Genomic DNA, 21,727 nt, shown 5'->3' with positions numbered 1-21,727 from the left:
GTGGAGAAAATATATGGCTAAACAAATTTTATACAATGAACAATCGCGTCAAGCGCTTTTAAGGGGGGTTGATAAATTAGCTCAAGCCGTAGTGGCTACTTTGGGTCCAAGAGGACGTAATGTGGTTTTGGACAAAGGTTTTGGTTCACCAACCATTACGAAAGACGGCGTTACTGTGGCTAAAGAAATCGAGCTTGAAGACAAGTTTGAGAATGTTGGAGCCGAACTTGTTAAGGAGGTCGCCAGTAAAACCAATGATGTGGCTGGTGACGGTACTACTACCGCCACTTTGTTAGCCCAAAGTTTAATTCATGAAGGCATGAAGAATGTCGTGGCTGGCTCTAGCCCAGTGGCTATTAAACGGGGCATTGATAAAGGAGTGGAAGCTGTCGTCAAAGAGCTTAGGGAAAAGATTTCTAAGCCGGTTTCTGGTCATGAAGAAATTGAACAAGTAGCTTCAATTTCTGCTAATGATAAATCAATTGGTAAAATCATTGCCGAATCCATGGATAAAGTGGGCAAAGACGGAGTAATTACAGTTGAAGAATCTCAAAGCTTTGGCACAGAAATTGAATATGTGGAAGGCATGCAATTTGATAAAGGATATGTTTCACCATACATGATTACTAATGCTGATAAGATGGAAGCGGTTTTTGAAGACCCTTATATTTTAATCACTGACCGAAAGATTTCCAGTGTTAATGATATTGTGCCTCTTTTAGAAAAATTAGCGCAGTCCGGCAAAAAAGATTTAGTAATTATTGCTGAAGAAGTTGATGGCGAAGCCCTAGCTACTTTAGTGGTTAATAAACTGCGCGGCACTTTTAACGGTTTAGCAGTCAAATCTCCGGGTTTTGGCGACAGACGCAAGGAAACGCTTCAAGATATTGCCATACTTACCGGCGGCAAGGTTATTACCGAAGAGGTGGGTTTGAAATTAGAAAATGTTACAGTTGAAGATTTGGGTCAGGCGCGCCGGGTGGTTTCTACCAAAGAAAATACTACTATTATTGAAGGCAAGGGCGATGAACAAAAGATTAAGGAGCGCATTGAGCAAATTAAAAGAGAATTAAAACAAAGCGATAGTGATTTTGATAAAGAAAAATTCCAAGAACGTTTGGCCAAGCTTTCCGGCGGGGTGGCTGTAATTAAAGTCGGCGCAGCCACGGAAACCGAACAAAAAGAAAAACAGCACCGGGTTGAAGATGCCTTAGAAGCAACCAAGGCCGCAGTTGAAGAAGGTTTTGTAGTTGGAGGCGGTGTTGCCTTGCTTCGGGCAAGTTCTGCCTTAGATAATGTTCAGGCAACTGATGAGGAAAGGATTGGCATTGATATTTTACGCCGGGCTTTAGAAGATCCAGTTAAAATGATTGCTGAAAATGCCGGTAAAGAAGGTTCTGTAGTTTGTGAAGAAGTCAAAAAGCATGAAGGTAATTTCGGTTATAATGCGGCAGAAAATAGATATGAAGATTTGGTTCAGGCTGGTATTATTGATCCGACTAAGGTGACTCGCAGCGCCCTGCAAAACGCAGCTTCTATTGCTGGGATGTTTTTGATGATCGAGGCAGTGGTTACTGATTTGCCGGAGAAGAAAGAATATATGCCGCCTGCTGGCATGGGTGGTGGAATGGGGATGATGTAATGACACGAACGGATACGAATTGAAGACGAATAGATACGAATTGCGAATAGCTAAAAATTGCGAATAGCTGCAAATTGATGCATGCATAATAAAAAAGCGTCCTTGGGAAACTGGGGCGCTTTTTGGTTACAGAAATGTTTGTCAAGATTCTTTTATTGTTGTATAATAAAGAGAGTTATAAGTTAGATTGGTTATTGGTTAAAGAACTTCATCAGTCTAACTAATTTAACTAATCTAACTAATCTAACTAATCTAACTAATCTAACTAATCTAACTAATAACCTTAATTTTATGCCAGAAGAAAAACCTATTCAAACCCCGGAGATTGACATTGACCGGGCCATGGGCGTGATTTCCTACATTGGGATTTTATGCATCATTCCCTTGTTGGTCAAGAAACAAAGCAAGTTTGCCCAGCACCACGCCAGACAAGGACTAGTGCTTTTTATTGGTGAGATTGCTTTGATTATTATTGCCGTGGTGCCCTTGCTTGGTTGGCTTTTATCTTTTCTCGGTTGGATCGTTGCTGTCCTGTTTTCGGTAATGGGTATTATAAATGCCTTGGCTGGTAAGATGTGGGAGATGCCGGTGTTAGGGAAGTATGCAAAGAAGTTTAAGTTTTAATCACGATTCACGAAACACGAAACACGCAACACGCAACATTTTGAACAATCGCAGTAGTTAATAGGTTAATACAGTAGTTAATAAAGTTAATAATTTTGTTATTTTTGTTAACCTTATTTCAGCCAAAGGCAAAGCTGACACAGATGAGCTTAGCTCTGACTGAAACAATTTTATTAATCAAAAAATTTTCCATGCAAAAAAATACTCCTCAACAAGCTCGGGGTCTTCGAAAATCCAACATCCTTTGGTTCAAGGAAATCACTATTAAAGACATTCCCGCAGTTGGCGGCAAAAACGCTTCATTGGGTGAGATGTATTCAAAACTTACAAAAGAGGGAATTAAAATTCCTAATGGTTTTGCTGTTACCGCGTATGCTTATCAGCAATTTATAAAGGAAGCCGGGATTGAACAAGAGATAAAAGATATTTTGAAAGATTTAGACACGCATAACGTCAGAAATTTGATGGAGCGCGGCGCTAAAGTGCGAAAGGCGATTTTAAAAGCCAAATTGCCAGAGCAGCTAAAAACAGAAATTACCCAAGCTTATAAAAAGTTGAGTCGGGAATACAAGAGCTCGCGGGTAGATGTTGCTGTCCGCTCCAGCGCGACAGCAGAGGATTTGCCGAGTATATCTGAAGATGAACATATCATAGTTAAAATTGACGGAAAAATTTATTATCGGAAGATGAAAGAGATTTATGATTTGGTTGGTGGTGGTAGAGGTTATGAGATTGAAATTCCAGCTTTAGATGATAATGAGATTAGATGGTGCAAAGTCAAAGAAATTTATAAGCATAAAACAAGTGAGGATAGATTGTATAAAATAACTACTGTTACGGGTCGAGAAATAACAGTTTCACCAAATCATACGTTAATTGTTTTAGATGAGAGAACATTAAAGCCAAGCGAAGTGGCTTCAATCGGAGACTTGGAGGGCAACGAGAAGTTACCGGTGATAAAAAAATTACCTGAAGGGACTTTAAGTATAGATGATTATTTAGATTTTTTAGATTATATAGAAGGCGATGATGTCGTAGAGGATAATGGTTTAATAAAGATTAAAAATAAGTCTAGCAACTGGAAAATTCAACATGGGCTGCCAAGTAGAATTTATTTTACCAAAGACTTTGCTTATTTTTTGGGTATTTATTTAGCCGAAGGTTCTACTTATAGAAATAATTGTGTGATGATTACAAACAGTGACAGAGAAGTAATGAGTCGGGTAATTAGTTTTTGCAAATCTTTAAGATTATATAATAGACAAAAGGTTAATAGAAGCACTTTAAGGGTTTATTGCAAGTCGTTGGTTAGATTTTTGCACATAGTTACAGGGGAGCCTATTGGCAGTCAAAAGGGAAAGGGAAGATCTTGTCGTATTAAAAAAATTCCAGAATTTGTTTTTGAGTGGAACATAGAATTGATTGGGGAATTTTTAAGAGGATGTTTTGATGGCGATGGTTATGTTTCTCATAGAATAATATCTTACACTTCTACATCCGAGATGTTGATTGGCGGAATAGTAAAGTTGTTAGAGATACTGGGAGTTGAGTTTTATTTGCGAAAAAGGAGCAAGAGTATTGATATTGTGATTCCTTATCATGAGGCAGAGAGTTTTAGAAATCTTGTTGGCTTTACAGTTAAAAGCAAGGTTTGTAAGTTGGATCAGCTGATTGAGAATTACAAGAAGACCAAGAATATTCAATTTAAGAATAGAATAAATATCAATGAATTTTTGTCAAAAGAAATTAAAGAACACTTTATAGATAGTTTACCCAAAAAGGAGACTGAAATTAATGTATGCCCAAGTTGCAAGAAGGAAATAGAGAGGTCAAGTTATTATAAGGGTAAAGAAAGGTTTTATTGTCGATTTTGTCACAAGACATTTTACGAGACACCTAAGCAGATTCAAGGAAGATACATATACTATGATAAAAGGGGTAGATTTAAGAAAGGGATGAGCCCTTGGAATAAGGCAATTTTTTCCGGCAGTTTTGGAACGAAGAAGCTAAGAGAAGTTGTCAAATCTTATAAAATAGGATTTTTTGATAATTTGTTGGCAAGCAAATCAGTGCTTTGGGACCAAATCAAGAAGATTGAACCAATAGATTATAGTGAGCCAGTGTATGATTTTGTAGTTCCGGGGGTTGAAAATTTTGCTGCAGGGATTGGAGGGATAATTACTCATAATTCAGCCTCTTTTGCTGGGCAACAGGAGACTTATTTAAACATTAAGGGTGAGCACGACTTACTTTCTGCCTGCAAGAAATGTTTTGCTTCACTTTTTACAAATCGAGCCATTAGTTATCGCGAGGATAAGGGTTTTGATCATTTTCAGGTTTCCCTTTCCATCGGGGTGCAGAAAATGGTGCGGGCGGATAAAGGAGCGAGCGGGGTAACATTTACGATTGATACCGAGTCTGGCTTTCGGGATGTAGTTCTAGTAAATTCCATCTATGGTCTGGGTGAAAATATTGTTCAGGGCAAAGTAACCCCGGATGAATATTATGTTTTTAAAACTACCCTTAAGCAAGGATTCAAACCGATTATTTCTAAACGACCGGGCGATAAAAAAATTAAGATGGTGTATAGCAGGGTGCCGGGTAAAGGTCCAACAAAGAATATCCCGGTTCCCAAAGGCTTACGCAAGAGATATGCTATTACCGATGACGAGGTTTTAAAGTTAGCAAAATGGGGGATGGCGATTGAAGAGCATTATAAAAAACCAATGGATATTGAATGGGCTAAAGATGGGATTACCGGCGAATTGTATGTTGTGCAAGCTAGGCCAGAAACAGTACAGGCACTTCGTGATGTTAATGTGCTTGAGGAGTATCGGCTGATCCAAAAAGGAAAAATATTAATTCAAGGTAAAAGTGTTGGTAATAAGATAGGTGCGGGCAAAGTGAATGTGATTAAAGATACTCGGGGGATTCATTCTTTTCAGAAGAGCGAAGTTTTAGTAACCGAGATGACTAACCCGGACTGGGAGCCGATTATGAAGATTGCCGCCGGGATTGTGACGAATAGCGGGGGTAGAACTTGCCACGCGGCGATTGTCAGCCGGGAGCTTGGTATCCCGTGTATCGTGGGAACAGAAGACGGCACTAAAGTTTTGAAAACTGGCCAGGAAGTCACGGTTGATTGCTCTGGCGGCGAGCAGGGTTTTGTTTATCAGGGCAAGGTAAAATACAAGGTCAATAAGACAAATCTTAAAACTTTAAAGCAGCCAAAAACAAAAATAATGATGAATATTGGAAATCCAGAAGAAGCGATGCGGGAATCGTTTATTCCCAATGACGGCGTGGGGCTGGCTAGGGAGGAATTTATAATCTCCAGTTATATAGGAGTGCATCCTTTGGCTTTGGTTAATTTTGACAAGATTAAAGACAAATCAGTGAGGCAACAGATTGAGGAGAAAACGCGTGAATACAAGAAAAAGACGGATTATTATATTTATGAATTGGCCGAAGGGATTGCCCAAATTGCCGCGGCTTTTTATCCTAAAGATGTGATTGTCCGTTTAAGCGATTTTAAAACTAATGAATACGCTACGCTTTTAGGCGGAAAATATTTTGAGCCCGAAGAGTCAAATCCCATGATCGGCTGGCGCGGGGCTTCCCGTTATTATGATGAGAAATTTAAGCCAGCATTTGAACTGGAGTGTTATGCTTTAAAACGAGTGCGGGAAGTGATGGGACTTATTAATGTAAAAATAATGGTGCCCTTTTGCCGAACAGTGGAAGAAGGCAAGAAAGTTTTAAAAATTATGGAAAAATGCGGTTTGAAACGCGGTAAAGACGGATTAGAAGTTTATGTGATGTGCGAGATCCCTTCCAATGTAATTTTAGCTCAAGAGTTTTTTAAAATTTTTGACGGTTTTTCCATTGGCTCTAATGATTTAACCCAGCTGGTGCTTGGCGTGGATAGAGACAGCGAAATTGTGGCCCACGTGTATGACGAGAGAAATAAAGCCGTCAAAGATCTGGTGAGACAGGTGATAAAAGCGGCGCGAGAAAACGGCAAGAAAATTGGTATCTGCGGTCAAGCGCCGAGTGATTTTCCGGACTTTGCCCAGTTTTTAGTAGAGTGCGGCATTGATTCAATTTCTTTGATTTCGGATACTGTCGTGAAGACCACGGTTAAGGTGCTTGAGAAAGAGCGGGCGCTGAGGATGTGAAGCTTGATGTTTGATAAGATAATTATAAGTTTATAAAATGTCACAAGGGGTTAATAATTAATAATTGATAATTAATAATTGATAATTTTTTGTGGCATTTTGTGCTTTTGTGGCAGTGGGATTGACAGATTTTTTATTTTGAGTTAGTATAGATATTAGTGTTGGGAGGAAATATTTTTTAAGATTTTTAACATTGCTAAAATGGATAAAAAGAGCAAACAACTAAGAGTAAAGCGTGGTACTTGGAAGGAATTTAAAAAAGATAAAGAACAGCAAGCGATTTATAAGGAGCACGCTGAACTAATTAGTAAAATGTATCAACAATATGCCAAGGCCTAATATTCATCCTCGAGAGGGGGGATATTGTCTTGTTTTATTGTTCGGACTCGCACAGTAAAAAGTATGCTATCAATTTAGAACCATTGAGGATACATCAATATAAGAGTACTTTTAATGCGGCCTTACTTACGAGCAGGAGGGTTGATAAAATTTATCCCCATGATTATATTTTGCCAGAAGGAATAATGCCACTTTTGAGTAAGGTAATTTGTGATCAGCCAGTTTTGATTTACAAGGAGTCGGCAATAGTAAAACAGGGCAGGGTATCAAGGGAAGATTTAGCCGAGATAAGAAAGAGAACTGCCCAAAGCTTGGGGATAAAAACATAAAAATTATTTTATATTTGCAGGGCTTAAAATTTCAATCGCGGAAGGAGGTGGGATTATATGTGGAAACGGTTGTGAAAACTCCTTTGCGGTAGTGCAGCGATAGATTTGTCCAGAAAATATTACCAACAACCGTGAGGGGGGAAAGAATGTCTCATCGGCGTAATCGCGGCAGAAAACCACGTAACCGGGTTTGTGTTTACTGGCTTGATGACAACAATCAATGGCGTAGAGGACATTGGTCCTCGTTTGAGGCTCTGGTCCAACTAGTAAAGCAACATGGCAGTGTTCGGGTTCATAGCGAATCACGTCATGGTGTGCGAAACCTTCAGGTTAACGGCAATGGCGGCCGCTCTGAAGAGATAAAGAGGCGATTAGAAGGAATAGCATCCTTGGCTCTTTTACAGCGGCAAGAAGGCGCAAGCCACCCGAATGAACGTCAGGCGGGGCGTCCGGTTGTGGGTGCGCCATTTGGGGTGCGCGCATAATAAAGATAAATGCGTTTTAGCGGGCTATTTGTGACGCACAAGCCCGCTTTTTTATTGTATGCCTGCCTTGCCTGCCCCTCGGCCTTGTCTTCGACTCCGAGGCCGCTCAGACTTGAGGAGAGCTCGGGGCTGAAAGGCGACCGGGGGCATATGCGAATAACGCGTTTGCTAAAAAATTAATTTTGATATACTATAAATCCAGACACCTTTATCGCGATTATTTTTAAAAGGTGCTGGATAAATTTGTATGATTGATATCCAAAAAATTGCAAAATTAGCGCGGTTAGAGTTAACCAGTAAGGAGAAAGCCAAGTATACCGGTGAGCTTTCTTCTATTTTAGAATACATTGAAAAACTGCAAGGAGCGGAGACCAAGGGCGTGGAACCTACGGCCCAAGTAACTGGCCTTAAAAATGTTATGCGGGCTGATAAAATTAATAAACAACAGTCAAAGAAAACCAGGCAGGGGATTTTAGATAACGCGCCGGAAAGAGATGGGGATTCTTTTAAAGTTAGGTCTGTTTTTTGAAAACGAATTGTTATATTGTCATATTGCTATATTGTTAAAATGAAATTCCATGATTAACAAGAAGTATCTCAAACTTAATGATGTTAGAGCATACGTAATTGCCTTTCAACTATCAAATTATGTTTGGGATGTTGTAGCCAAGTGGGATTGGTTTGTTAAAAAAAGCTTTGGTTCACAATTTACTAGGGCAGTAGATTCGATATCTGCAAATATCGCTGAAGGATTCTTTAGATATTTCAAGAAAGAAAAAGTTCAATTTTATCGCTATAATTTCGGTTCAATCGGCGAATCTTTAGATTGGAACGAGAAAGCCAAAAGACGAGGATTGTTGACAAATGAACAATATAATCATATTTTTCAAGAACTTCAAAAATTACCGCAAGAAGTCCATCATCTCATCAGGTTTACAAATGAAAAATTAAGTAAATAAAAAAACAATATAACAATATAGCAATATAACAATAGAGGGGAAAAATGCAGTTAAATAATTTAACAATTTCCAAAACCCACGAGTTTTTAGTTAATAAGGAAGTCTCCGCAGCCGAGCTTTTAGATTTGTATTTGGAGCGCATTAAGAAAGTTGATGTTCGGGTCAAGGCTTTTATTACAGTCAGTGAGAAAGAAGCGCGAAAACAGGCGCAAAAAGTTGATAAAAAGATTAGTAGGGGAGAAGAGCTGGGCATCTTGGCCGGCATTCCGGTTGGGGTTAAAGATTTATTTTGTACCCAAGGCATTAAAACTACGGCTGGCTCAAAAATTTTAGAGAACTATTTGCCGCCCTACGAGTCAACTACTACTCAAAGACTGCTAGCCCAAGATGCTGTCATTATTGGCAAAACTAATTTGGATGAATTTGCCATGGGCTCTTCAACGGAAAATTCCGGTTTTGGGCCAACATATAATCCTTGGGATCTCGGACGAGTGCCTGGGGGCTCTTCTGGCGGTTCAGCCGCAGCCGTGGCCGCAGATGAATGTGTTTATGCTTTGGGTACTGATACTGGCGGTTCCATCCGGCAGCCAGCGAGTTTCTGTGGTGTCGTTGGCCTCAAGCCAACCTATGGCCGGACTTCGCGCTATGGCGTGATTGCCATGGCGTCTTCGCTGGATACGATTGGTCATTTAACAAAAACTGTTGAAGACGCGGCGATTGTTTTAAAATATATTGCCGGCCATGATGAAAATGATGCCACTACCCCAGAAATTCCAGTTGCTGATTGTTTGGAGGATTTAAAGAAAAGTATTGCCGGCCTAAAAATCGGTGTTCCCGGGGAATATTTTATTACTGGGATTGATGCCCAAGTCAAGGAGCGGGTTGAGGAAGCAATCAAAAAATTTAAAGAACTTGGCGCGGAAATTATTGATATTTCCTTGCCCTTGACAGAGTATGCGGTTGCTTGCTATTATATAATTCAACCCGCAGAAGTTTCTTCTAACCTAGCTCGTTATGATGGCATTAAATATGGCCATTCAGCTAAAGATACTAAAGATTTATTAGATGTATATTTAAAATCGCGAGCCCAAGGTTTTGGGGCTGAAGCCAAACGTCGGATTATGCTGGGTGCTTATACTTTGTCTGCCGGGTATTATGATGCTTATTATCTTCAGGCTCAAAAAGTTCGGACTTTGATTAAAAGAGATTTTGAGAATGCTTTTGAAAAAGTTGATGTAATATTAACACCGACTTCACCAACCACCGCTTTTAAATTAGGCGAGCGCGCAGATGATCCCCTACAGATGTATTTAGCGGATATTTATACGGTTTCTCTTAATCTTTATGGCGGGCCAGGGATTTCTGTTCCTTGCGGGTTTATTGACCCCGTTAGATATTCTTTAAAAAAAGAAAGCACTACTTTAAAAGATAAAGATAAAATTGGAAATAATAACGAGGGTAAAAAATTATCTAACGGGGTGGACAGTCTGCCAGTCGGACTGCAGCTTATTGGCAAGCACTTTGATGAAGCCGCGATTCTGCGAGCGGCCTGGCATTATGAAAAGGCGACAGCGTGGGGAGAGCAGCGACCGGTGTTGTAATAGCTGTCATTCCGGAATGACATTCTTTTTCCTTGTCATTGCGAGCGACTGTAGGACTTGCCAAGCCAGAGCAGCTTTGTCAAAAGAAGGACAAGGCGCAGACAGTTAAAGATAAAAAGAGCGAAGCAATCCCGTGGTAAATCCTGTAGACGCAGCCATACAGGAATGCGTGGAACGCCGTCCACAGGTAATCAACGGGATTGCTTCGCTCCCCCCACCCTTACTGCCCACCCTATTCTTCATTGCCCTGGCCAGTATTACTTGGCACAGACAAAGAGTCGCTCGCAATGACAGCGTGGAAAACGGGATTGCCACGCTCCACTCCGCTCCCTGCGGGTCGCTCCGTTCCGCTCGCAATGACAGCAAAGAACGACGCTCGCAATGACATAAGACTTTTATATTAGCATTTTATTATTAATTCAATAAATTATGAAAAAAGCAGTTATTCTTAGTCTAGTGTTGTTAGCTGTTTTGACGGGCTGCAGCTTGTCAAAAACCAGCGCTATCCTTAGCCCGGAGGAAGTGAAAACAAAAGCAGAAAAATTTATTAATGAAAATTTGATGCAACCCGGCACTACGGCCGCTGTTCAAGAGGTTACAGAAGAGGGGGGTCTTTATAAGCTGGCTATTAATCTTGGCAACGGCCAGATCATAGATTCTTTTATGACCAAAGACGGCAAGAAATTTTTTCCACAGGTGATGGATATTGAAGAGATTGAAGGGAAGAACCAAGCTCAAGAAGGCGGGGATACAGTTCAGCCAGCGGATGTCGTGAAAAGCGACAAGCCAAAAATAGAGCTCTTTGTGATGAGCCATTGCCCGTATGGCACGCAGATAGAAAAAGGCATTTTACCGGTGGTGGAAGCTTTAGGCGAGGCGATTGATTTTGAATTAAAATTTTGCGATTATGCCATGCATGGCCAAAAAGAGCTTAATGAACAAATGAGGCAGTATTGCATCCAAAAGAATGAGCCCCAGAAATTACCTGATTATTTAGAATGTTTTCTGGAGGTTGATGACTCCAACCAGTCAGCTAAATGTGTTCAGCAATTAGGAATCAATCAAACTAATTTAAATCAATGCGTGGCGGCTACGGATAAAGAGTTTCAAGTGACAGAAAAATTTAATGATAAAGCCACTTGGATGAATGGACAATTTCCAGTTTTTGAAGTTGACAAAGGAGCAGTTGCCCAGTACCAAATCCAGGGTTCCCCAGGATTAGTTGTTAACAGCACTAAAGTCGCTTCTGGCCGTTCGCCAGCCGCTTTGCTCACAGTAATCTGCTCGGCTTTTAACGAAGCGCCCCAAGCTTGCAGCGGGGAGCTTTCAACCACCACGCCCAGCCCGGGATTTGGTTTTGGAGGTGAAGGAGCGGATAGCGGCGGGGAGTGTAACTAAACTTGTTAATAGGGTTAATATAGTAGTTAATAAAGTTAATAAATCAATAAACCAATAAATTAATAAAATAATGGAGAATGAGCAAAAAGAAAAAAAGAAAAGCATCTCAGCAAAAACTAGCTTTGCTTTGGGTTTAGCAGCGGGTCTAGTTATATTTGGCTTGGTTGGTTTTGTGATGCTTTATTCTATGTTTAAGGATGAGCAAGCAGGCGAAGCTCCGGCCGTGGTTACCGAGCAGACTGCCGAGGGGAGTGAGAGCGCCCAACAACAACCTCCAGCGCCCCAGGTTCAAGCTTTGCCTTCTGGCGCGGCCGGGATTGATACTTTTATGGATAGCGGCGAGCCAGCCTGCAAAGAAAGCGGCAAGCCTGTGATTCGGCTTTTTTCAACAACAAGTTGTCCGCATTGTACTTGGATTAAAGAAACATTTGATGAGCTCATGCGGGAGTATATGACCCGCGGCAAAATCATTGCTTATCATTGGGAATTGGATATGAATGATAACACCCTTACGCAAACCCCGGAGACCAGTGTGCCAACTGCTGAACTGGCTATCTATAGAAAATTTAATCCCGAAGGCTATGTGCCGACTTTTGTTTTCGGCTGCAAATATTGGCGCATCGGCAATGGCTATGAGTCCCAGCAAGACTTGGTTGCCGAAGAAGCAGAGTTTAGGGCAGTGATTGAAGAGTTATTGAAATGATTTTTATTGATTTTTTGACTGATAATGCGAGTCTTGGTGTCATTGTTTGATACTAGGACTCGTTTGTTATATTTTCATTTATCATCTTAAAAATCTATAGTTAATAAATTGTTAATAAAGTTAATAGAGTTAATAAGCTTGTAAAACATAGCAGTTTCTTTATTAACCTTATTAACTACTGTATTAACTTTATTTATGTTTCTCCACACTTACCACCCCCAACCTATTATGTTTTCCTTAGGTCCAATTTCTATTCATTGGTATGGTTTTATTATTACCTGCGGCGTGATTTTTGGTTTTTTGGTAAGTTTGAGGCTGGCCGAGAGATATAAAATAAAAAAAGACCAGATTGTAGATTTATATTTTTGGTTGATTATTTTTGGTTTGATTGGCGCGCGGATTTATCATGTGTTATGCGAATGGCAGCATTATTTTAGCAATCCCATAGATATTGTTAAGGTTTGGAACGGGGGACTGGGGATTTACGGCGCGGTGATAATGGGCGTTTTGGTGATTTGGTTTTATAGTAAGAAAGGAGAAGAAGGCTTAAGAAGGCTTAAGAAGGCGAAGGGGGCGGAGAAGGCGAAAGAGGGCAATCAAAAATTATCAATTATCAATTATCAATTATCAGTTAATAACACCTTTTGGCTCTTAGCTGACATCTTGGCTCCAGCCCTTATCCTTGGCCAAGCCTTTGGCCGGTGGGGTAATTATTTTAATGGAGAGATTTTTGGCTTGCCAACCAGCTTGCCCTGGGGCATTCCAATCAATGCTTTAGCCCGGCCCGAGATTTATCAAGGCTTTGAATTTTTCCATCCAACATTTTTATACCAGAGCTTGTTGAATTTTATAATTTTTGGAGTGTTGATTTGGATGCATGCAAGAAGGATAAAAAGCAATCAAACAATCAAACAATCAAGCAATCAAACAAAAGAATTATCAATTATTAATTATCAATTATCAATACCTGGCACCATCTTTCTCACTTATCTCACTTCATACTCATTAAGCCGATTTTTTCTGGAGTTCTTGCGCTTAGACGTCCAACCAATTATTTTAGGTTTACGTTTAGGCCATTGGACCAGCGGGGTGTTGGTTTTGGCGGGGGCGGGGCTGATGGCGTGGAAGATCGCTCGGGGTAGAGAGTTAGCTCATGGTGGATAGGATTGTCTTATTGTTTCATTGTTATATTATTATATTGTTAAATTGCTAAATTGTTAAGAAAGCTTGTCAAAATCGTAACAATTTAGCCTATAGCAATTTAAATTTTGTTCACCGACTTTCATGATTTCTTGCTTTGTGATATAATATAGACAATGCATAAGATAACTTCTTCAAGAGTCATAAAATTACTAAAAAAACACGGCGTTCAAGCAGTGTACCTTTTTGGTTCGCAAACAGACAAAACCGCTCATCCTGGCAGTGATTATGATTTTGGTTTTTTATTTAAAAAGGGCTATCCAAAAGATAAAGATTTAGCGTATGCTGATTTTGAGGAAATTTTTGCCAAAGAAGTTGCTGGCAAAGGGAGTAAGGCTGATATTGTATTTTTGCATCAAGCACCGATTGCTTTGCAATTTAGGGCAATCAATCAAAGCAAAATGATCTATGTTGATAATTATAATAAAGCCACTGATTATGAAGAACAGACTGCCCTACGGTACTTAGATTTTAAACCAATTTTGAGAATGTTTACCGAGGAAACAATTAAAAGACATTCACTTCAAAACTATGGAGCTTAACCTAGACATAGAAAAGGTTAAAACATTAATGAATGATATTGAAAAGTCTATTGATATTCTTAAAAAGTATCAGGATTTGTCATTGGCAGAATTTCAAAAGAACCAAACAGCAATTGACCAGGTTGCTTATCGGCTCCAGCGAGCCATTGAAGGCATGATTAGTTTGGGTACGCATATTTTGGCAAAGACACCCGGTGAAGGTATTCAAAAAGATTATGGTTCAATATTTTTGAGTTTGTCAAAGTTAGGCATTATCCCAGATGACAGAGCAGTAGTTTTTCGAAAAATGGCAAGTTATCGTAATCGCCTGGTTCACGATTATTATCATGTTACTGAAGAAGAATTGCATGATAAAATGCAAAATAACCTGGGCGATTTTGAGGAATTTTTGGGCTATGTCTCTGATTATTTAGAGAAGATAAAATATGAGAAAAAATAAAAAACCGCCAAAATTTTTGCAGTCAGCGCTTTGGTCAAATAATATTTCCAAGATGCGGATTGATAATCCTCGTGATAAAAAAGAAATTATCATGCAGGTTTTGAATTGTGGCACGGAAGAACAGGTCAAATGGCTGTTCCAAATCTATCAACCTCGTGAAATCAAGCGAGTTTTAAAAGAACCACGAAGAGGCACTTGGTATCCGCGGTCATTAAATTTTTGGACTAGAATTTTAGATGTCAAAGTACCGACTCAAAAATACCAGGAGGCGATTTTAGATATTAATCCAAAGTTTTAAAGTCATGACTATCGATAAATTATATCCAGAAATATTATCCAAAAGTCAGAAAGAAATTTTAGAGACACTCTCTTTTTTTAAGAAGTATAAATTTTATCTGGCTGGTGGCACGGCTTTAGCTTTGCAGATTGGGCATCGGACTTCAGTGGATTTTGATTTTTATAAAGAAACAAAAATAAGACCGCTTATTTTATTATCAGAGTTCAAGAAAAATTTTATAAACACTAAAATAAAAATTACCGAAGCCACATCCTCTGATTTTAGAACTGTCATCAGGAATGTTGATCTTACTGCTTTTTATTATCCGTATCCTCTGATTAGAGATTTTGTTAAGTTTTCAGATATCAATTTGGCGAGTGTTGAAGATATCACCGCCATGAAAATAATTGCTATAGTTCAGCGGGGCAGGCAAAGAGATTTTTTTGACATTTACTATCTTTTGAAAAGATATACATTGGGTCAGATTTTAGAGTTTGTTCAGGAGAAACATCCAGAGTATGATATTTATACTTGCTTGCGAGCCTTGATTTATTTTCAAGATGCTGATGGAGAAGGAAGAGATACAAGAATAAAGTTATTTGATAAAACCGCCACTTGGTCAAAAGTTAAGAAAGTCCTGCTTATAGAAGTTAAAAACTTTTGCAAAAACAGGGGAATAAGGATTTAATTGTTGTACTGCTATATTGTTTTTATGTTTTTATGCTTTAATGATTCATGCTATAATAAAAACAAAGAAAAGTCTGTATCATCTTTAATTTTATTTTTATGGCTCTTCCGGCCTCATTTAAAACTAAAACTGCTCCTGTGTCAATGCTTGAGTCTTTACCTTGGAAAAATTCCAAAGGGCTAGTTAAATTTGTTGATGATAAAGGTTTGACTTGCGGCTTTTTTATTGGCGCTAAATCCTTAGAAGAATTAGATGAGCTTTTAGAAGACATTGAAGCCGCTTCTCCGGAGTTTCAAAAAGAAATGGAAGAATCTATTGCCTCGGGTGTAGTCTCTGGCGAAGAAGTTAAGAAAAGGCTCGGCCTATGATTGGTTATAACTTCGCCAAAAAAGTTGATAAACGTTTGAGTAAACTGCCGGTTGATATTCAGAAAAGGATTGTCAATAAAATCGAAGACTACTGCACTCGGGAAGAACCTTTGCGTTTTACTAAACCCCTTGGCGGTGGCTTTTACCGTTTCCGAATCGGCGATTTTCGAATTATTTTCAAGTGGAAAGGCTTAAGCATCTTGATTACTAAAATAGATCATCGGGGTAAAAAGGATCTTTATAGAAGATTCCTCTCATTGCTCAGCCTGTAACTTATACGCCTGTAGCTTATATTTTTATGTTTTCATGACCCATGCTATAATAAAAACACAGAAAAAATTATCAATTATCAATTATCAATTATTAGACCCCCATGCAAACCAAAAAAACCTTTTTATTAAAATTATCCATTGCTTGCCTTCTCTGCCTCGTCCTCTTTTTCGGAAGTTTTGGTTTTGCGGGGGCAGAGGAGCAGGCCGCAGGACACGAAGAATCGGGGAATGGGATCTCAAATCCCCTGCAATGCGATTCAGTTCAGGAATGTATTGGTAATTTTATTCAAACCTTGTTAGGTGTTGTGGGCTCATTAGCTTTAGTAATGTTTATTTATGGCGGATTTATGTGGATGCTTTCCGGCGGGAATGAGCAAAGAATAAAAAAAGGCAAAGATATTTTGGTCTGGTCAACTTTGGGATTGTTAATTATTTTTACTAGTTATGCGATTTTGACATTCGTGTTTAAGGCTTTTGTGGGGGCAAAATAGAATATTTTGTATAGAGAGAATAATAAAAAGAGGGCGTTCGATTTTTTTATTATCGAACGCCCCTTATTTTGGGTTTAAAGATCTACCCAGAGTGTCATAGGACGGTTGCCCCCCTTCACGGTTATTTCACCTGGAGTGTCAACTCGCCAACGAACTCGGGTTTTGGCAAAATGGATGTCTCCGTTGCTGTCTAATAACCACCAGTCAGCCACATTGGTCCTAAACGTTATTAACTGGTTCGCCCGGACCCTCAAGCCAAAGAATTTGACTTCATGGGGTTCGAGGTGAACCGGGGTGCCAGAGGCGTAAGTCGACGGAGTCGTGGCAGGAGTCGGTCTTGGTTCGACATCACCGCGCTCCTCCTGGGCGCTCGTGGAGTCATCGTCAGGCGGAGGGGGCTTTGTAACCTCCCTTTTCGGGCCTCCTAATCGATAGAGGGTTACTAGTCGACTGGGAACATAATACTTATCTTGTTCCCTTCCTAAGTAACCCTTGGGAGTTTTACGAATTATCCCAATTAGGAGCTCTCCTTTCCCGTTTGGCTTAAAGCCCTCTTGGTCAAACACCATGAACTCTCCGACATCAGTGCTGTCTTTCAAGACAGTGGAGGCAATTCTATTCTTGCCTTCCCGCTTGTGAAGGGGCAGTTGAACTTGGCTAGTTCGGGGTTGGCCATAAATGTTAGCGCCACCCGCTTGTATGATGTTTGCCAAGTCGGCCTCTGTTTTGCCGGCCTCAAAGAAACCATAGAAAAAGGCATAACCTATCACGCTAGCCACCAGCGTAATTATGGCTAGGTAGTAAAGCAGATTGCCAGATTTACCAACAATAACAGCAAAGATTGTAACCGCCAGTGCTGTGCAAACTGCCAGTACTGCCAGGCCATAGAAGTCCCTGCCAATATCCAAATGAATTGCCCAGAGAGTCAGAAAAAGCAAGACAGCAAGCATGAGTCCGTTGACCCATCTGATTGCCAGTTGAAGGGCAGTCCATTTTTTATTGATTTTACTTAAACCATTGGCAACGGAACCAAGGATTACACCTATTAATACTGGGTAGAGGATTGCAAGAACTATCAGGAATATTCCCACAACAGTCCCGCCTGCCCAATATCCTGGCCAGCCAGAACCGATCAGAAGGAATATAATAGCAACGCCCAAGAGAATCAAGGCCGCCCAGCGATAGATTATACTATATCGCTTGGCCCTGTCTCTTACTCTTCTGATTATCCTTTTTCCATGAAGAGCGAGACGCTCGCTGTAGGCGCCCGCAATGTCCATAAATCCTTCAAGCCATTCAACAATCTCATCGCCCCATTTTCTCCCTACCACATAAATGGCCGCGAGGATAAAGGCCAGCAATGGCACCTTTCCCTCTTTTAGCCAATCTTCCAGCTTTTGGAAGAAGGCTTTTGTTTCTTCGGCCACCTTATCGATCGTTCCTTCCACTCCATCTTTGTCAGGCATCATAAACCCCCTTTTTTACCTTTGCTTAACCGTTTTTTCTGTTCCGTTATTTTTTCTTGAGGCGCTTGGTTTCCTGCCTCACCTTTTTAGCGCGGGCTCGCATTCTTGCGGCGAGAGTATTAACTTTCATTAACCCTCGGACACTTGCCATTTTCGTGCGTTGTTTATCGTTAGGCAAGGCGACTAACTGCCCTAGGGTTTTTATGGCCTTTTCCCGAGTCATAGAGCCGATACTTGTTCGAAAGGATTTTGATGCGGATCCATCGGAAGAGTCGAGCCAATCGTCAATTATCTCGGCTCCAGCAAGTTCTAACATAAAAACTTGATATCTTTGCTCGGCTTCTTTGGTTCGGTCCCGCATCTTTTCAATAACTTCCTCCCACACCTCTCCCGCGGCAATGAGGTATTGCTTGAAAAGCTGGTAGCCCTCATCAAGATAGTCCTGCTTGATAAGCCGTCGCGCGTAGAGAGCGGTTATCCATTCATTTTCGTCAGGATAATCCTTTACTAGGCTATTAAGTTCACGGGCGATAACAATCGCGGCTTCGGTGACAGATAAGGCATCTTTTTTTTCAGTGCCCTTTTCCCGAACTGCAAGTTCATCGGCCAGCATATTGGCGATGACTCTTATGAACCAGCGTTGTTGCCGTGAGGTTAACTTTTTCTTCATCCATGTTTCCAGCTTTTTGGCGTTAGTTACGCCATCAGAAAATACCAGGACTTCAATTTTTTCACCCTGATCATTTTCCTTTTTTCCCGTGGCAGTGGCCCAGGCGTTGATGACGGCATTGTAGTTGCCTTCATCTTTTACGCCGAGTCCGCCAATGCTTTCTTTGAACTGGCTGGTTAGATGTTCCCCCACATTTTTAGCAAGGTCACGGATTATTCCCTTGCCAGCTTCAATGCCTGCTCCGGCTATCACAGCAGCACCGGCCATTGTTCCAGTTTTTTCCTTTGCCATTTCATGCCTCCTTATTATTGAAGTTTTTCGGTTGTCAAACATCCCTGTTTACCCCAAATAGGGCCTAGGGAAGTACGATTTATAATTGTTTAAATATAGCATAGATTTTTTAAAAAGTCAAGGGTGGAGGTTTAAAAATAATGGATATCTGTTTTTTTAAAGGATAAATTGGCTAATATTAGCCAACCAAAAAATCCTCATAAAAAAGAGGATTTTTTAGTTAGGTCCTCAAAACATAGGAGGACCTCGAATCCGCGCTCAAACTTACATATCCTGCGGCTTCACTGTTGAACGTTTGTTGCCTTGACATCTTGCGGTGGCCTTATCGAGGATTTCATGAACTTTTTCGTTCAGAGCCCCGAGTGCGTCACTAGATGTATGGCAACCCTTTGATTTGATGTAGGCCTTAACTTTTGAGCCTACGACTAATGTGTCTTCTGCCATAGTTTTTCTTAAAATTAAAATGTTAATATTTAAATTATTTAATGCCTGGTGGGGATTAAAAACAGCTTATTTTTTATTATTAGTGAGAGGATTTTAGGGAAAAAGAAATTAAGAAATAAAGAAATTAAGAAATGAAGACTAGTCATTGGAGTTTTTTTAGTTATTTCTTTTTATTTCTATATTTCTTTATTTCTTGGTTTCTTTGTTTATTATAGCGTTTTAGGGGATTTTAGGCAAGGAGAGATATACACAGGCGTTTTTAGTTGCAAATCAGTCTTTTATTTCGGAATGCTTGGCCTGATCCAGTTTTTAAATAATTTTCAAAGCGTCTTGCTTGAAGTCTCTTAGGAAAAATACAGCACCAAATTAATTTTACTGGACGAAAGTCTTTTGTCGCTTTACATTTTCCTAGTTTATGTTCTTTAATTCTATGTTTGATGTCAGGAGTTGATCCAGTATAAATTTTTCTATTTACTAATTTTAGCAAATAAACAAAATACATAACAAAATATATTAGATATACTGTCACCCTTCGTTGTCACCCTTTACTAAAGCTTCCCCCTTCGCTAAAGTCACCGACGCTCCAAAGCTCTGGTCACCGACGCTCCAAAGCTCTGGCGACGGAGCGCGACGGAGCGCTTCGGGGGACAGGTCGGGTGACACGCTTCGCTTTCAAAACATTAACAATTTTGCTTTTAGAAGTGATGGCTGAAAGCCACACGAAGCTCCACTTTAGTGGAGCGAAGTGTGGCGGGGCCGAAGGGACTCGAACCCTCGACCTTCTGCGTGACAGGCAGACGCTCTAACCAAGCTGAGCTACGACCCCAGGATAAATACACCATAGCATATTGCTTAATTTTTGTCCACATGTAGCTTGTAAAGGTGAGATGTGGTATAATTATAATGGAAGAGTAATCATTAAAGCAAGAAAGCAAGAAAACATTAAAGCAAGAAAGCAAGAAAACATTAAAGCAAGAAAACATTAAAGCAAGAAAACATTAAAGCAAGAAAGCAAAAAAACATTAAAGCAAAAAAACATTAAAGCAAAAAAACATTAAAGCAAAAAAACATTAAAGCAAGAAATAGAGAAATAAAGCCATTCGACAAACTCAGGCCAGGAAAATAAAGGGTATGGCTAATGATAGTTAATAAAGTTAATAACGAAGAAATTGAGATACTAATATCTACTGATATCACGACTGTGTTGGCGTGCATGGTAGAAATTTATAGATATTGATAGAAATTAGTTGATATTAATTGATAATTGTTGACAGTTAACGGTTCGATGCGACTCACCACAGGTAAAGTTAATAAATCAATAAAAGCGAAGCCCAGAACCGAGAACCTCTGGTTCAGGGCGAAGCGCAACAAATTAATAAAAAAGAATAATATCAGCCAAAGGCTGACCCCTCCAAAGGCGGGCAGGCACCCTCTGGCTGGAATAATAAATAATAAATTGTGTCAAAAGACATCTCAAAATTAATTGACCGCGGCAACAAGGCGTTTGGTCAGCAAGATTATAAAAGAGCTCAAAAATTATATGAGCAAGCTTTGAAATTGGCGCCTCTTGATCAGACAGTTATTTTTAATCTGGGCGTGGCTTATCAAGCAGAGGGCAATATTGACCAGGCGATTTTGTGTTATCAAAAAATAGATAAAATCGCTGACGCTAAAAATAATGTTGGCGTGATTTTTGAAAACCAGGGCGAATTAGAAAAGGCACAGGAGGCCTATGAGGCGGCTTTAAAAATTGACTCAAATTTTAAGATAGCTGAAGAGAATTTAAACCGTCTTAATAGAAAGATGGGCCTAGCGCCAGGCGAAAAGTCCAAGAAAGTGACTATGGCGGATTTTACGCCCGAAATATTAGAGAGCATCAGAAACTCGTTTGCTTACCAGGGATTGCTGAGGGCTTTTAAAAATAAAATTATCTCGCTTGATGATGTAAAAGCCGAGGCGGAGACAGAGGCGAAGAACGTGAATTTGCCGGCAGGGCAGAGGGTGCATACGGTGCTGGTGAATGATTTGGGGCAGGGGGATTTGATAAAGTCTGACAAAGAGAAAGGGGCTGATGTTATTGATGATGAAGTTAATAAGGTTAATAAAGTTAATACAGTAGTTAATAAGGCTGGTGGTGATGAATTACTTAGTGAGCTAAAACAGAAATTAGGGCCGGATTTTGGGCCGGGGTGGCAGGGGATTGATAAAGATGGTGATTTGATGGAGGTGCTGGAGGTTAATCCTAGCGGTTGGCTCAAGTTTAGAGTAGATAGAATTTCCGGGGAATTGGATATTTTTTCTTATCCTTTTTCCAGATTTAT

25 protein-coding genes, 1 tRNA gene and 1 pseudogene are annotated in these 21,727 nt (G+C 40.0%); 21 read left to right on the top strand and 6 right to left on the bottom strand.

What is annotated here, in order from left to right; translation table 11 throughout:
- The first annotated feature begins 13 nt into the window (after nucleotides 1-13).
- The 10 genes and pseudogenes from groL (at nucleotide 14) to gatA (ending at nucleotide 10,157) form a co-directional block, all read left to right on the top strand.
- Nucleotides 14-1,642, top strand: coding sequence for a chaperonin GroEL (gene groL, locus KKD20_05530; GenBank protein ID MBU4332549.1), 1,629 nt, complete (start codon nucleotides 14-16; stop codon nucleotides 1,640-1,642).
- 291 nt (nucleotides 1,643-1,933) lie between these two features.
- A complete protein-coding gene (locus tag KKD20_05525; GenBank protein ID MBU4332548.1) occupies nucleotides 1,934-2,266 on the top strand; it encodes a DUF4870 domain-containing protein in 333 nt (110 codons plus the stop codon).
- A gap of 143 nt (nucleotides 2,267-2,409) precedes the next feature.
- A pseudogene (locus tag KKD20_05520) lies at nucleotides 2,410-2,892 on the top strand (phosphoenolpyruvate synthase).
- Between the two features lie 1,443 nt (nucleotides 2,893-4,335).
- Complete coding sequence (gene ppsA / locus KKD20_05515) at nucleotides 4,336-6,444, top strand: phosphoenolpyruvate synthase (protein ID MBU4332547.1); 2,109 nt, start codon at nucleotides 4,336-4,338, stop codon at nucleotides 6,442-6,444.
- Nucleotides 6,445-6,645: 201 nt separating this feature from the next.
- The gene (locus KKD20_05510; GenBank protein ID MBU4332546.1) at nucleotides 6,646-6,783 is read left to right on the top strand and encodes a DUF4198 domain-containing protein; all 138 of its coding nucleotides are present in this window, start codon (nucleotides 6,646-6,648) and stop codon (nucleotides 6,781-6,783) included.
- 83 nt (nucleotides 6,784-6,866) lie between these two features.
- Nucleotides 6,867-7,112 (top strand): type II toxin-antitoxin system PemK/MazF family toxin, encoded by a 246-nt coding sequence (locus tag KKD20_05505; protein ID MBU4332545.1) that lies wholly within the window; start codon nucleotides 6,867-6,869, stop codon nucleotides 7,110-7,112.
- A 146-nt stretch (nucleotides 7,113-7,258) separates the two neighbouring features.
- Entirely contained in the window at nucleotides 7,259-7,597 is a 339-nt protein-coding gene (locus tag KKD20_05500; GenBank protein MBU4332544.1) for a hypothetical protein, read from the top strand.
- 247 nt (nucleotides 7,598-7,844) lie between these two features.
- Entirely contained in the window at nucleotides 7,845-8,126 is a 282-nt protein-coding gene (gatC, locus tag KKD20_05495) for an Asp-tRNA(Asn)/Glu-tRNA(Gln) amidotransferase subunit GatC (GenBank protein ID MBU4332543.1), read from the top strand.
- 52 nt (nucleotides 8,127-8,178) lie between these two features.
- Nucleotides 8,179-8,556 carry a four helix bundle protein gene (locus KKD20_05490; protein MBU4332542.1) on the top strand — a complete coding sequence of 126 codons (378 nt, stop codon included), beginning with the start codon at nucleotides 8,179-8,181 and terminating at the stop codon, nucleotides 8,554-8,556.
- Between the two features lie 44 nt (nucleotides 8,557-8,600).
- Nucleotides 8,601-10,157, top strand: coding sequence for an Asp-tRNA(Asn)/Glu-tRNA(Gln) amidotransferase subunit GatA (gatA, locus tag KKD20_05485; protein ID MBU4332541.1), 1,557 nt, complete (start codon nucleotides 8,601-8,603; stop codon nucleotides 10,155-10,157).
- Between the two features lie 232 nt (nucleotides 10,158-10,389).
- Here the strand turns inward: gatA and KKD20_05480 are convergent, their stop codons facing one another.
- Nucleotides 10,390-10,545, bottom strand: coding sequence for a hypothetical protein (locus KKD20_05480; GenBank protein MBU4332540.1), 156 nt, complete (start codon nucleotides 10,543-10,545; stop codon nucleotides 10,390-10,392).
- 41 nt (nucleotides 10,546-10,586) lie between these two features.
- Here KKD20_05480 and KKD20_05475 point away from each other — a divergent pair, with 41 nt between their 5' ends.
- The 10 genes from KKD20_05475 to KKD20_05430 all read left to right on the top strand — a co-directional run bounded on the left by KKD20_05475 (nucleotide 10,587) and on the right by KKD20_05430 (nucleotide 16,535).
- The gene (locus tag KKD20_05475; GenBank protein MBU4332539.1) at nucleotides 10,587-11,555 is read left to right on the top strand and encodes a hypothetical protein; all 969 of its coding nucleotides are present in this window, start codon (nucleotides 10,587-10,589) and stop codon (nucleotides 11,553-11,555) included.
- Nucleotides 11,556-11,625: 70 nt separating this feature from the next.
- Complete coding sequence (locus KKD20_05470) at nucleotides 11,626-12,258, top strand: thioredoxin family protein (GenBank protein MBU4332538.1); 633 nt, start codon at nucleotides 11,626-11,628, stop codon at nucleotides 12,256-12,258.
- Nucleotides 12,259-12,486: 228 nt separating this feature from the next.
- Nucleotides 12,487-13,422 (top strand): prolipoprotein diacylglyceryl transferase, encoded by a 936-nt coding sequence (lgt, locus tag KKD20_05465; protein MBU4332537.1) that lies wholly within the window; start codon nucleotides 12,487-12,489, stop codon nucleotides 13,420-13,422.
- Nucleotides 13,423-13,574: 152 nt separating this feature from the next.
- Nucleotides 13,575-14,000 (top strand): nucleotidyltransferase domain-containing protein, encoded by a 426-nt coding sequence (locus tag KKD20_05460; GenBank protein MBU4332536.1) that lies wholly within the window; start codon nucleotides 13,575-13,577, stop codon nucleotides 13,998-14,000.
- A complete protein-coding gene (locus KKD20_05455) occupies nucleotides 13,990-14,439 on the top strand; it encodes a DUF86 domain-containing protein (GenBank protein MBU4332535.1) in 450 nt (149 codons plus the stop codon). Before KKD20_05460 ends, KKD20_05455 begins: the two co-directional genes overlap by 11 nt.
- On the top strand, nucleotides 14,426-14,737 hold the full coding sequence (locus KKD20_05450) for a hypothetical protein (protein MBU4332534.1): 312 nt from the start codon (nucleotides 14,426-14,428) through the stop codon (nucleotides 14,735-14,737). Before KKD20_05455 ends, KKD20_05450 begins: the two co-directional genes overlap by 14 nt.
- A 4-nt stretch (nucleotides 14,738-14,741) precedes the next feature.
- Nucleotides 14,742-15,404, top strand: coding sequence for a nucleotidyl transferase AbiEii/AbiGii toxin family protein (locus KKD20_05445; GenBank protein ID MBU4332533.1), 663 nt, complete (start codon nucleotides 14,742-14,744; stop codon nucleotides 15,402-15,404).
- A gap of 98 nt (nucleotides 15,405-15,502) precedes the next feature.
- Complete coding sequence (locus tag KKD20_05440) at nucleotides 15,503-15,772, top strand: hypothetical protein (GenBank protein MBU4332532.1); 270 nt, start codon at nucleotides 15,503-15,505, stop codon at nucleotides 15,770-15,772.
- Nucleotides 15,769-16,044, top strand: coding sequence for a type II toxin-antitoxin system RelE/ParE family toxin (locus tag KKD20_05435; GenBank protein ID MBU4332531.1), 276 nt, complete (start codon nucleotides 15,769-15,771; stop codon nucleotides 16,042-16,044). Before KKD20_05440 ends, KKD20_05435 begins: the two co-directional genes overlap by 4 nt.
- Nucleotides 16,045-16,145: 101 nt before the next feature.
- The gene (locus tag KKD20_05430) at nucleotides 16,146-16,535 is read left to right on the top strand and encodes a pilin (protein ID MBU4332530.1); all 390 of its coding nucleotides are present in this window, start codon (nucleotides 16,146-16,148) and stop codon (nucleotides 16,533-16,535) included.
- A 74-nt stretch (nucleotides 16,536-16,609) separates the two neighbouring features.
- Here the strand turns inward: KKD20_05430 and KKD20_05425 are convergent, their stop codons facing one another.
- The 5 genes from KKD20_05425 to KKD20_05405 form a co-directional block, all read right to left on the bottom strand.
- Entirely contained in the window at nucleotides 16,610-18,004 is a 1,395-nt protein-coding gene (locus KKD20_05425; GenBank protein MBU4332529.1) for a hypothetical protein, read from the bottom strand.
- 43 nt (nucleotides 18,005-18,047) lie between these two features.
- Nucleotides 18,048-18,962: a hypothetical protein gene (locus tag KKD20_05420; GenBank protein ID MBU4332528.1), complete on the bottom strand. Its 915-nt coding sequence runs from the start codon at nucleotides 18,960-18,962 to the stop codon at nucleotides 18,048-18,050.
- A 264-nt stretch (nucleotides 18,963-19,226) separates the two neighbouring features.
- Nucleotides 19,227-19,421: a hypothetical protein gene (locus tag KKD20_05415; protein ID MBU4332527.1), complete on the bottom strand. Its 195-nt coding sequence runs from the start codon at nucleotides 19,419-19,421 to the stop codon at nucleotides 19,227-19,229.
- Between the two features lie 244 nt (nucleotides 19,422-19,665).
- Nucleotides 19,666-19,908, bottom strand: a complete 243-nt coding sequence (locus tag KKD20_05410) for a GIY-YIG nuclease family protein (GenBank protein MBU4332526.1) — start codon at nucleotides 19,906-19,908, stop codon at nucleotides 19,666-19,668.
- A gap of 246 nt (nucleotides 19,909-20,154) precedes the next feature.
- Nucleotides 20,155-20,232: transfer RNA gene (locus KKD20_05405), tRNA-Asp, on the bottom strand.
- A 632-nt stretch (nucleotides 20,233-20,864) separates the two neighbouring features.
- Here KKD20_05405 and KKD20_05400 point away from each other — a divergent pair.
- Nucleotides 20,865-21,727 (top strand): tetratricopeptide repeat protein (locus KKD20_05400; GenBank protein ID MBU4332525.1); only part of this gene is annotated, 863 nt, incomplete at its 3' end.

The sequence above is a fragment of the Patescibacteria group bacterium genome (assembly GCA_018896645.1).
Taxonomy (GTDB): Bacteria; Patescibacteriota; Patescibacteriia; order UBA2591; family JABMQE01; genus JAHIMF01.
The sequence above is the reverse complement of the archived record's forward strand: the minus strand, read 5'-3'. Positions and strand labels throughout refer to the sequence as shown.